Consider the following 11,042-nt stretch of genomic DNA (forward strand, 5'->3'; position numbering starts at 1 on the left):
CTGTTGTTTATGTCGCGTTGTGCATGCTGCCCGCTTGGTACAGGTGGGGACCGCACTACACGCATATGAGGGAGTTAAGTGATGAAGGCGATCAAGAGCCTTGCTCTGGTTGGCGCTGCGACCGGTCTGCTCGTCGGAGGCGCGGGTGCTGCTGCCGCCAACGACGGTGCGCAGGGCGCTGCGATCGGTTCGCCGGGCTTTATCTCGGGCAATGTGACCCAGGTCGTGACCAATGTTCAGGCCAACCTGTGCGGCAACAGCACCAACGCCGGCATCGCTTTCCTGAACCCGACGTTCGGCAACGCCTGCGTCAACCGCTGACGGTATCCAGGAGCGCGGGCCGTGCGGTCCGGGTAAGAACACTCGATAGCACAATCGCACGGATTCTGGCCCCTTTCCCAGGAATGTTCCGGGAGAGGGGCCAGGTCGCGTTTCCATCCCGGACCGGGCCCCGCCGCACGACCTCTCGAGGGGGTCCGGCCCTTCCTCACGAACGAGAGCGTTCGTGCCGCTGACGGAGGGTCCCGCTGTGACGGGCTTTGATTCTCAGGCTTTGATTCTCAGTGCCAGGAAGCCGCTCGCGCGGCGAGCGGGCGTGCGTCCCGGCCCCGAAGAGAACGTGCCGTCTGCGAAGAGAGCGCACGGTGTCCCTCGCCGGCATCACGGACACCGGCACCAGCACAAAACACCCGAGCCCTCGGCACATCGGCCGAGGGCTCGGGTGGCATGCGTCACGGTGGGATCTCCCGGCCCTCTTCTGGAGCCGGCCCGTCCCGCCCGTCCGCCTCAGGTCAGCGGTTGACGCAGGCGTTGCCGAACGTCGGGTTCAGGAAGCCGACGATGATGTTCGTGCTGTTGCCGCACAGGTTGGCCTGGAGGTTGGTCACGACCTGGGTCACGTTGCCCGAGATGGCGCCAGGCGAACCGATCGCAGCACCCTGAGCACCGTCGTTGGCGGCAGCGACGCCCGCCCCTCCGATGAGCAGACCGGCCGCGGCCCCAACGACTGCGACACTCTTGATCGCCTTCATGGCTGAACTCCCTTTGTACGTCATGGCCGCCGTTTACGTTTGCCAGCGGCTTCCTGCCCAACGCGACCGGCGCTCCCGGGTCACTGACGCTCACCCGAATGGCCGCAGACAACTCAACCCGCCCGGCCGCAGAGGCCGTTCACACCTCCCGACGCCGCTCGTCGGCGGCGCCGGGTGAGGTGTCAGGGGGCATTTGTGGGGCCTCTCATCATTTCAACGGGTCATTCCGCCCGTAGCACACTTAGACACCGGTAACGCGACCCAACTCCGGTGCGGACAGCGGCGATCACCCCGGGTCACCGGGTGCCACGTGCCGTGCACCCGCAGGTCAAGGACCTGCGACGCGGTGAGTCCCGGCCATCGAAACGGATTTCAGCGAACCTGCACATCGTGTGCGTACATGCGGCACACGAGGTTCCGCCTGGCGGTCACTCCGAGGTCTTGGGATGGAAATGTCGCCTCGAGCGTCGTCGCAGGCGCCACAACCGGGCGATGACACCAGTGCGCGAAGTGAAGGGATGGTCACGAAGTCGTGGACGAAGTCACACGTCGACGAAGTTGAGAGCGGGACCGGCACGGGAGCGGCTTGCGAACGAGTGGCCGGGCGACGCACGAGCGTGCTTTGATCGGGCCAGACGCGGAAGTTGAACGATTGGTTCCCGTTCTCGGGTGCCGACGACCGCTCGCGGCCGGACGGCCTTACCGCCGAGCCGGCCGATGCTATTAGAGAACACACCAGTAGCGAACGAAGGGAAGCGCAAGTCATGGACTTCACGCCCCAGGTTGAGACCCGCGAGATTGCCGACAGCGAGCTGGACAACGTTTCCGGTGGTGTCCTCGGCGCGGCCGTCGGCGCCGTCGACTCCGTTTCCCCGGTCTCCGTCACCGGCACACTCGGCACCGTCACCGACACCGTCGAGGGCACCACCGGCGTCAACACCGCCGGGGTCACCAGCCTCGCCGGTCTCTGAGACGAAGCTCGCCGCCACGCGGCAGAGTCAGTTGCTTTAACACTCAGCCTGCTTGGTGCATTTGCTCGCAGTGGGGTGACCGTGAGCCCCGGAACCCAGTGGTTCCGGGGCTTACGGACGTGTGTGGGCCATTGTGAACAACTGTCAGTTTCCCACCTTTTCAATCGAGTTGACGTCAAACGACGACGAACGACGCCATCGCGCGCCCGAGGGAAGAAGTTCCGTGCCCGAAAGATACGAACGCGGTTGAGGGAATAGTCCTGTGCAGTTCCGGCAGAAGGCCCTTTCCAATCTGCAGTCGCCCGAGGAACTCGACCTGCCCGTGCGCTTCGCACGGCCGCAGGGCCTCCTCGTGCTGCTCGTCACCGTCCTCGTCCTGGCCGGAGCGTCCTACTGGGCCGTGACCGGCAAGGTGTCGTCGAAGCTGAGCGCCCCCGGCGTCCTCACCCACGCCCAGGGCAGCTACCTCCTGCAGAGCCCGGTCGCGGGCCAGGTCACCGAGGTCCTGGCCGACGAGGGCGACATGCTGCGGGCCGGCGCACCGCTGCTGAAGGTCCGTACGGAGCGCGGTGACCGCGCGGTACGCGCCGTGGCCGCGGGCCGGGTGACCACACTGACCGCCAAGATCGGCTCGGTGGTCGTCACCGGGAAGGACGTGGCGACGGTGGAGCGGATCGACAGCGCCGACGAGCCGCTCGTGGCGATGCTGTACGTGCCCGGCAGCAACGGCGCGACCGTCCCCGTGGGATCGTCGGTCGACCTGAAGGTCCAGTCGGCCCCGACGCAGCGCTACGGTGTGCTGCGTGGCACCGTCCAGGCGGTCGGGCGGGCACAGCAGACCCAGCAGCAGATCACCGGTTTCCTCGGCAACAGCCAGCTGGGCGCGCAGTTCTCCAAGGAGGGCCAGCCCGTGGCGGTCATGGTGCGGCTGGACAAGTCGGCGACCACCAAGTCCGGCTATCAGTGGTCGTCGGACCAGGGCCCCCCGTACCGGGTCGCCTCCATGACGATGGCCGAGGGTGCCATCCATCTGCCCGCCGAGCGTCCGATCGATTGGCTGCTCCCATGACCTCCCAGCACGATGCCGCGGCGCCGCAGCCGCAGCTGCCGCCACCGGGGCGCGGGAAGCACCGCCCGAACGGCAGGGGCGGCGGACGGCACCGTACGGGCGGTGCCGCACCGGCCCCGGCGGCGCCCCAGCCGATACCCAAGGGCCGTCGGCAGAAGCCCGTTCGCAGCCCCACGGTGCTGCAGATGGAGGCGCTGGAGTGCGGCGCCGCGGCCCTGGCCATGGTGCTCGGCCACTACGGCCGGCACGTGCCCCTGGAGGAACTGCGGATCGCCTGCGGCGTCTCCCGCGACGGCTCCCGGGCCAGCAACCTGCTCAAAGCCGCCCGCAGTTACGGTCTGACGGCCAAGGGCATGCAGATGGAACCGGCCGCCCTCGCGGAGGTGCCGGTGCCCGCCATCCTGTTCTGGGAGTTCAACCACTATGTGGTCTACGACGGAACGGGCCGCCGCTTCGGCCGGCGAGGCGTACACATCAACGACCCCGACAAGGGCCGCCGCTTCGTGGCGATGGAGGACTTCGACACCAGCTTCACCGGCGTCGTCCTGACCTTCGAGCCCGACGAGGACTTCCGCCGTGGCGGCAGGCGGCCGGGGTTCATGAGCGCGATGCCGACGCGGCTGCGCGGCACCACGGGCACGATGATCGCCGCCCTGCTCGCCAGCCTCCTGCTGGTCGCCGTCGGCGCCGCGGTGCCGGCCCTGAGCCGTACGTACATCGACATGTTCCTGATCGGCAACCAGACGTCGTTGCTGAGCACCCTCTTCGCCTCCATGGGCACCATGGTCGTCCTGACGGCCGTGCTGACCGCGCTCCAGCAGGCGAATCTGCTGCGCGGGCGCATCATCTCCTCCACGCTCAGCAGCGCCCGGTTCTTCCGGCATCTGCTGAGACTGCCGGTCACCTTCTTCGCCCAGCGCAGTCCGGCCGACCTCGTCCAGCGCCTGCAGTCCAACGACACGGTCGCCGAAACCCTGGCCCGGGACCTGGCCGCGGCCGGTGTGGACGCCGTGGTCGTGATCCTCTACGCGCTCCTGCTGTGGACGTACGACCCGCAACTGACCATCGTCGGTGTGCTGATCGCGCTGCTGAACGTGGTGGCGATGCGGGTGGTGATCCGGCTGCGGGCGACCGGTACCCAGAAGCTGCGGGCGGACAGCGCCCGGCTGACCAACACCTCCTACACCGGTCTCCAGCTGATCGAGACCATGAAGGCCACCGGCGGCGAGAACGGCTACTTCCGCCGGTGGGCCGGCCAGCACGCGACCACTCTGGACGAGCAGCAGAAGCTCGGGGTGCCGACCGCCGCGCTGGCTGTCGTCGCCCCCACACTCGCCACGCTCAACAGCGCGCTGATCCTGATGATCGGCGGGACGCGGGCGGTGGAGGGGCACATCTCCATCGGTCTGCTGGTCGCCTTCCAGGCGCTGGTGACCCGTTTCACCGCACCGATCACCCGGCTGAACGGAGTGGCCGGGCGCATCCAGGACTTCGCGGCCGACGTGGCCCGGCTCAAGGACGTCGAGAACTTCCCCGTGGACACGCTCTACTCCCGGCGCGAACCGGCGGCGAGCACCCGGCGGCTCAGGGGCCATGTGGAGCTGGAGAGCATCACCTTCGGCTACAGCCCGTTGGACAAACCGCTGCTCACCGACTTCTCACTGTCCGTCGGCCCGGGCCAGCAGGTCGCACTCGTCGGCGGCTCCGGCAGCGGCAAGTCCACCGTCTCCCGGCTGATATCCGGTCTCTACAGTCCCTGGGAGGGAGTGATCCGCATCGACGGGCAGCGGCTGGAGGACATCTCACGCAGCGCCCTGGCCGCCTCGGTCTCCTTCGTCGACCAGGACGTCTTCCTCTTCGAGGGCACGGTGCGGGACAACGTGGCACTGTGGGACCCGTCCATTACGGACGAGGCGGTCACCACCGCACTCGAGGACGCCGCCGTCCTCGACCTGTTCACCCGGCGGCCGGGCGGCATCCACAGCCGCGTCGAGCAGGACGGCCGCAACTTCTCCGGCGGTCAGCGCCAGCGCCTGGAGATCGCCCGCGCGCTGGTCCGCCGGCCCAGCATCCTGGTCCTGGACGAGGTGACGAGTGCCCTGGACGCCGAGACCGAGCAGCTCATCATCGACAACCTGCGGCGGCGCGGCTGCGCCTGCGTCGTCATCGCGCACCGGCTGAGCACCGTCCGCGACAGCGACGAGATCGTCATGCTGGACCACGGCACGGTGGTGGAACGCGGTCGGCACGAGGCACTGGTGGCCTCGGGCGGGCCGTACGCCCAGCTGGTCAGGGAGCACTGAGGTGACGTCCGTAGACCCTTACGCCGCTCACCAGCCCGGCGCCGCAGGCCCCGCGGGCGCCCCCGGCGCGGCACCGAACCCCGGCGCGGGACCGGTCCCCGGCGACGGCGACGCGGTGATCGGCGCGCTCGGGGCACTGGGCGAGCAGGCCGACTGTGCCGGCCGGAGCAGTGTGTCGCTGGAGGGGCCCCACGTGCTCTGGCTGGTGACGGCCGGGGCGATGGACCTGTTCGCGGTCGACGCCGTTCAGCAGGGGCACTGGCACTTCCTTGGCCGGCTCGGGCCCGGAACCCTGCTGCTCGGACCGGTCGAGGGCACCCAGCACACGCTGGTCGGCAGGCCGCTGCGGGAGTGCGTACTGCGCAGGATCGAGATCCGGGAGCTGTTCCGGCCCGAGTACGGCCAGTACGACGCCTACGGACAGTTCCACCCGTACAGCGGATACGGCGAGGGGCCGGCCTGGAACACCCAGAGCGGCGGCCTCAGCCCGCTGGAGTCCGCGTTCGGGCTCGGTATCGCGCGGAGCCTCCGCGTCCTGTTCGCCGCCCCGCTGGACGGACTGCCCGGTCACGGACCGGAGGCACTGTCGGACGAGGCCGAGCCGGCCGCGGACGACGACATCCTGTGGATGCGGGTGGACCCCGGCAGCGTGCAGTACGGCGCCGAGTTCAGCGCCGAGGCGGCCGGCCAGCTGCTCGTCGACGGCGCGACGTGGCAGCGCATGGTCAACCAGCAGTACCGGCTGCTGTCCGCGCTGGACCGCTGGATCGAGCGGATCGAACGCGCTCACGAGGACCGTACGGCGGCCGGCATCGAGGCCGGGGAGGCTGTCCGCGCACACGCGGACCAGGCGTTGCTGGCCTCCATCAACACCTCGGGCAAGGGCGCCGCCGGCAGCTCGGCGGTGACCGACGACGCCGCGCTCGCCGTCTGCCGCAGAGTCGGCGACGCCGCCGGGATCCGGCTCTCCGCCCCCGAGCGCGGCACCGAACTGAACGACCGTACGAACCCGGTCGAGCGCATCGCGCTGAGCTCACGGGTCCGAACCCGCGTCATCAGGTTCCAGGGCCGCTGGTGGCGGGAGAACACCGGTCCGCTGGTGGGCCAGCGGACCGGAACCGGGGAACCGGTCGCCCTGCTGTGGCGGCGCGGCCGTTACCAGGCGGTGGACGCCGACGGGGAGTGGACCAGGGTCGGCAAGGCCAACGCGGCGGAGTTCGAACAGCGGGCCGTCATGTTCTACCGCCCGCTGCCCGAACGGCCGATGAGTGCCATGCGGCTGCTGCGCTTCAGTCTGCGCGGAACCCGCATGGACCTGCGCAATCTCGTGCTCGGCGGGCTGGTCGCGGTCGGCCTCGGCGCACTGGTGCCCATCGCCACCGGACAGGTGCTCGGTGTCTTCGTACCGAACGCCGAGACCAGCCTCATCACGCAGGTCTCGCTGGCGATCGTGCTCAGCAGCGTCGTCACGGCGGCGTTCATGCTGCTGCAGAACATGTCCATCCTGCGCATGGAGGGGCGCGTCGAAAGCACGCTGCAACCCGCCGTCTGGGACCGGCTGCTGCGCCTGCCGACGAAGTTCTTCACCGAACGCTCCACCGGTGAACTGGCCAGCGCGGCCATGGGCATCAGCACCATCCGCCGCGTCATGTCCGGCGTCGGCCCGATCGCCGTGCAAGCCTGCACGGTCGGTTCGATGAACGTCGTGCTGCTGCTCTTCTACAGCGTCCCGCTGGCGCTCACCGCGATCGCTCTGCTGATCGTCATCGCCGCCGCGTTCCTCGGCATGGGTCTGTGGCAGCTGCGCTGGCAGCGGGAACTGATCGAGCTCAGCAACAAGCTGAACAACCAGGCGTTCCAGACCCTGCGAGGACTGCCCAAGCTGCGCGTCGCGGCGGCGGAGAGTTTCGCCTACGCCGCCTGGGCACGGGAGTTCGCCCGCAGCCGTGAACTGCAGCAGCGGATCGGCCGGATCAAGAACCTGACCACGGTGCTCAACTCGGTCTATCTGCCGGCCTGCTCACTCCTCATGTTCATGCTGCTCGCCGGGCCTGCTCGCGGCAGCCTGTCGGCGAGTGGCTTCCTCACCTTCAACACCGCCGTGACGATGATGTTGACCTCGGTCACGCAGCTCACCGGTGCACTCATCTCGGCGGCCTCCGTGCTGCCGATGTTCGAGCAGATCAAGCCGGTGCTGCACGAGCCCACCGAGGTACGCGGCGGAAGCACCCAGCCCGGCCCGCTGTCCGGCGAGATCGAGGCCAGGCAGCTGTCCTTCAGGTACAGCGAGGACGGCCCGCTGACGCTCGACGACGTGTCCTTCCGGATCCGGGCGGGCGAGTTCGTGGCGGTCGTCGGGGCCAGCGGCTGCGGCAAGTCGACCCTGCTCCGGCTGCTCATCGGCTTCGACAAACCGGTCAACGGGAGCGTGCTCTACGACGGTCAGGACCTGTCCGCACTCGACCAGTCGGCGGTGCGCCGGCAGTGCGGTGTCGTTCTGCAGAACGCGCAGCCCTTCGTCGGCTCCATCCTGGACTCCATCTGCGGCGCGGAGATCTTCACGCCGGAAGAGGCGTGGGAGGCCGCCGAGATGGCGGGACTGGCCGAGGACATCAAACGGATGCCGATGGGGATGCACACCATGCTCGCCGACGGCGGCGCCGCCGTATCCGGCGGTCAGCGGCAACGCCTGATGATCGCCCAGGCCCTGATCCGGCGCCCGCGCATCCTGTTCTTCGACGAGGCCACCAGCGCGCTGGACAACGAGACCCAGCGCATCGTGACCGAGAGCACCCGCAAGCTGCAGGCCACCCGCATCGTGATCGCCCACCGGCTGTCCACCGTGATGGACGCCGACCGGGTCATCGTGATGTCGGCGGGGCGGATCGTCCAGCAGGGATCGCCCGCCGAACTGCTCAAGGACACGGGCGGCGAGTTCCATGAACTGGTCCGCCGTCAGATCCACTGAAGCAGGCGGTGCCGGCAGTACGGCCCACGCAGCGTGACCAACGCGTGATCGAACGGCGACTCTCGTCGCGGTGAAGCGGCTGCCGGCAGGGTGTCCTGTTCCCGTCGGTCACTGTTGCAGCGGGCATGGGAAACACCTCGTTCATCGTCCTCCGGCCCACCCACCACGACGGACTCGCCGGGCCCGCGACGCAGTTCGCGGAGCTGACCGGCGCCTACTGGCTGGAACCCATCTACGCCGGGCTCGCGCAGGAGTGGGACCGGCAGGGGAAAGCCGTGCCCGGCACGCCGAGGGGGCGCTGGCAGATCAGGACGGACGTGCCTGCCGAGCCGGGCCCGGTCCAGCAGCCCGGGTGACACGGAAGCGGGGCGGGACGGGGGGCGGGACAGCGGGGCGGGGTAGCCCGTTCGGGCCGGTCCACGGCCATCCCCGTGACCTCGCCGCTGACCGGACGTTGGTCCGCCAAGGGGTCCCCATTGCCCCCTGCCGGTCCTGCCCCGGCCGTCCCGGCCCTGCCCCCGTACCAGCGTCCCCTGGAGCCCTGATGCCGATCCGCCGCCTCACCGTCGCCGTCACCGTCACCGCGGCGGTCCTCGCCGCCACTCCGGCCGCGCTCGCGCACGACGGCGGCTTCGGACACCCCGACCATCTCACCGTCACCGTCACGCACTCGGGCAACGCCGCCTACGACGGCACGCACCATCTGCACTGCCACCCCGCCGCCGGCGACCACCCCGACCCCCGGAGCGCGTGCGACGGACTGGACGAGGCGACGGTGTGGGGCAAGGAACCGTTCGCCCCGGCCCGGGCGGGCGCCCCCTGCACGCTGCAGTACGGGGGCCCGGCGAACGCCCACATCCGCGGCCACTGGGCAGGCCGCCGCGTGAACACGCACGTCACCCGAAAGAACGGATGTGAGATGCAGCGCTGGGACACCCTGGTGCCGCTGCTGCCGCGGATGAGCCCCCGCGGCCCGGGGTTCCAGGCACTGGGTCCGAGGCAGTAGGCCCAAAGGTGGAACGGTTACGGAAATTCGGTGCCCCGGTTCTCCTGTTGGAAGGGACGGAAGGACGGGGTACCGCGGCCCCGTCGGCCGACTGCCCCGGCACCGGGGGCGTGAGGAGTGACCGACCATGGCCGTACAGCTCAACCACACCATCGTCCACGCCACGAGCAAAGAGGTCTCGGCCGACTTCCTGGCTTCCCTGCTGGGGCTCGAAGTGCGGCCGCAGTACGGTCCGTTCCTGCCCGTCGTCACCGCCAACGAGGTCGCGCTCGACTTCGCCGACGCGGACGGCCGGCCCATTACCCCGCAGCACTACGCCTTCATCGTCTCCGAAGAGGAATTCGACGCGATCTTCGACCGCGTCCGGGGCGCGGGAATCACGTACTACGCCGACCCCTTCCACGAGCGGCCCGGCGAGATCAATCACAACGACGGCGGCCGTGGCGTCTACTGGGCCGACCCCGACGGCCACTCCATGGAGATCATCACCCGGCCCTACGGCAGCGGGGGCTAGCGGGTCCGCTCGCGGGTCCGCTCCCCCACGCCGTCCGGGCAGAGCGTCCCGCGTGGCAGCCGGTAGGGCGCCGCGAGGTGATAGGTGCCCGGCCGTGGGGCCTCCAGCACGGTCCAGGTGTCCACCACCGGATCCTCCTCGCCCTTCGGCGGCGGTCCGCCGATCGTGGGCTCGGCCTTGCGCAGACACCCGTGCAGGTTCGCGGCGCCCCGCTCCGGGGGCACGACGGCCTCCCCCTCGTCGTCGACCAGGCCCAGCCACGGCGACCACGGGATCCGCACCAGCACCGCACCGCGCTCCGGCACCCGTACCGTCACCTCGCCGGCGCCCGCGTGCTCCACGCTCGCGGGCGGGTCGGCCAGCGGGAGCGGGTCGGCGACGCGGAAGAGCCGCCAGTTCGCGTCGCTCCAGATCTCCCGCAGATAGGTCTGTCCCGCCCGTACGATGCCGGCCTCCTCCTCGGCCGCCGCGTCCGGCGTGTCGGCGGGCAGCACCACGTAGTGCACCGCCCACCGGCGCAGCCAGTCGTGGTAACTGGCGGCGGTGAGACCGCCGTTCTCGTAGAAGACGGGGTTGCGGTCGGTGTCGGCCTGCCGGTTCCAGCCGCGGGCGAGATTGACGTACGGAACGAGGGCGGACGCCTCACGGTGGCTGCGTACGGGCACGACCTCCACCCGGCCGCGCTTCGCGTCGACGCGCTTGAGCTGCCGTACCAGCGGGGCGAGTTCGCGCGCCCACGCGTCGTCCGGAGTGGTGGCGAAGACGTCGTAGGCGGGCTTGGCGATCTGCCAGCCCATCGCCACCACGAGCGCGATCGCCATCGCCACACCGCGCCGCGACCGCCAGTCCCGTATCACCAGCGGCGCGGCGGCGAGCAGCGTCACGACACCGAACAACAGGCTGAGACGCTCCACGTTCGAGCCGACCTGTGACGGGATGAGCCACGTCAGCAGCACACCGACCGCGTACACCAGCGCGCTGAGCCGCAGCGTGCGCCACGCACGCGGTACGAGCAGGAAGGCGGGCACCGCGCCGGCGAGCGGGAAGAGCGCCGACCACCAGGGGATCGGCTGCATGCCCTCGAAGGGGAAGAAGACCGCGGAGACGGCGACGACGACGGGCGGCGCGACAGCGAGCGCGTACGCCGCCTGCCGCCGGCGGTCCAGGAACAGGGCAGCGG

General features: G+C 69.9%; 9 protein-coding genes and 1 pseudogene. 8 read left to right on the forward strand and 2 right to left on the reverse strand.

Annotated elements, in window-relative coordinates; all coding sequences use genetic code 11:
• Positions 1-81: 81 nt before the first annotated feature.
• Entirely contained in the window at positions 82-321 is a 240-nt protein-coding gene (locus ACRDP3_RS08915) for a chaplin (protein ID WP_431516317.1), read from the forward strand.
• Positions 322-791: 470 nt separating this feature from the next.
• Here ACRDP3_RS08915 and ACRDP3_RS08920 read toward each other — a convergent pair whose 3' ends face one another.
• Positions 792-1,031 carry a chaplin gene (locus ACRDP3_RS08920; protein WP_431516318.1) on the reverse strand — a complete coding sequence of 80 codons (240 nt, stop codon included), beginning with the start codon at positions 1,029-1,031 and terminating at the stop codon, positions 792-794.
• 764 nt (positions 1,032-1,795) lie between these two features.
• Between ACRDP3_RS08920 and ACRDP3_RS08925 the strand changes: the two genes are divergently transcribed.
• The 7 genes from ACRDP3_RS08925 to ACRDP3_RS08955 all read left to right on the forward strand — a co-directional run bounded on the left by ACRDP3_RS08925 (position 1,796) and on the right by ACRDP3_RS08955 (position 9,862).
• Positions 1,796-2,002 carry a type A2 lantipeptide gene (locus ACRDP3_RS08925; RefSeq protein WP_431516319.1) on the forward strand — a complete coding sequence of 69 codons (207 nt, stop codon included), beginning with the start codon at positions 1,796-1,798 and terminating at the stop codon, positions 2,000-2,002.
• 262 nt (positions 2,003-2,264) lie between these two features.
• Positions 2,265-3,071, forward strand: a complete 807-nt coding sequence (locus ACRDP3_RS08930; protein WP_431516320.1) for an HlyD family efflux transporter periplasmic adaptor subunit — start codon at positions 2,265-2,267, stop codon at positions 3,069-3,071.
• The gene (locus ACRDP3_RS08935) at positions 3,068-5,374 is read left to right on the forward strand and encodes an NHLP family bacteriocin export ABC transporter peptidase/permease/ATPase subunit (protein ID WP_431516321.1); all 2,307 of its coding nucleotides are present in this window, start codon (positions 3,068-3,070) and stop codon (positions 5,372-5,374) included. The genes ACRDP3_RS08930 and ACRDP3_RS08935 overlap by 4 nt, the downstream gene beginning before the upstream one ends.
• 115 nt (positions 5,375-5,489) lie before the next feature.
• Positions 5,490-8,342 carry an NHLP bacteriocin export ABC transporter permease/ATPase subunit gene (locus tag ACRDP3_RS08940; RefSeq protein ID WP_431516325.1) on the forward strand — a complete coding sequence of 951 codons (2,853 nt, stop codon included), beginning with the start codon at positions 5,490-5,492 and terminating at the stop codon, positions 8,340-8,342.
• A 125-nt stretch (positions 8,343-8,467) separates the two neighbouring features.
• Positions 8,468-8,698: a hypothetical protein gene (locus ACRDP3_RS08945; protein ID WP_431516322.1), complete on the forward strand. Its 231-nt coding sequence runs from the start codon at positions 8,468-8,470 to the stop codon at positions 8,696-8,698.
• Between the two features lie 188 nt (positions 8,699-8,886).
• Positions 8,887-9,348 (forward strand): SSI family serine proteinase inhibitor, encoded by a 462-nt coding sequence (locus ACRDP3_RS08950; RefSeq protein WP_431516323.1) that lies wholly within the window; start codon positions 8,887-8,889, stop codon positions 9,346-9,348.
• Between the two features lie 127 nt (positions 9,349-9,475).
• The gene (locus ACRDP3_RS08955) at positions 9,476-9,862 is read left to right on the forward strand and encodes a VOC family protein (protein ID WP_431516324.1); all 387 of its coding nucleotides are present in this window, start codon (positions 9,476-9,478) and stop codon (positions 9,860-9,862) included.
• On the opposite strand, the pseudogene ACRDP3_RS08960 reads toward ACRDP3_RS08955, so the two are convergent.
• Positions 9,859-11,042, reverse strand: a pseudogene (locus tag ACRDP3_RS08960) (MFS transporter); the annotation flags it as partial. The gene ACRDP3_RS08955 and the pseudogene ACRDP3_RS08960 overlap by 4 nt on opposite strands.

Origin of the sequence: Streptomyces sp., assembly GCF_050698815.1 — a bacterium.
Lineage (GTDB): Bacteria > Actinomycetota > Actinomycetes > Streptomycetales > Streptomycetaceae > Streptomyces.